Raw genomic sequence first — 239 nt, 5'->3', positions numbered from 1 at the left:
TTTACGCTAAATGAGATTGAAGGGTTACTTGCGTTAAACGATAGTCCATGTAGTAAAGTACAAGAATTAGCTAATAAAAAACTGATCGCAGTACAAAAAAAGATGGCTGACTTGTTGTTATTAGAACACGCTTTGGAAGAACATTTAGGACAATGCCAAAATAATGATGACGATAGCCACTGCCCAATAATTGATTCGTTGCAACCGAAGTAAATGATTCACTTAACTACCATTTCCCA

1 protein-coding gene is annotated in these 239 nt (G+C 35.6%); it reads left to right on the top strand.

Annotated features, from left to right (window positions below; translation table 11 throughout):
* The coding region (locus tag AAEY62_RS24510; protein ID WP_350637089.1) for a MerR family DNA-binding protein at positions 1–213 on the top strand (213 nt) is incomplete at its 5' end.
* Positions 214–239 lie beyond the last annotated feature (26 nt).

The sequence above is a fragment of the Pseudoalteromonas sp. GW168-MNA-CIBAN-0100 genome, from assembly GCF_040309225.1.
Lineage (GTDB): Bacteria > Pseudomonadota > Gammaproteobacteria > Enterobacterales > Alteromonadaceae > Pseudoalteromonas > Pseudoalteromonas arctica.
Note: the sequence above shows the minus strand (reverse complement) of the source record. Positions and strands in the feature narration are given on the sequence as shown.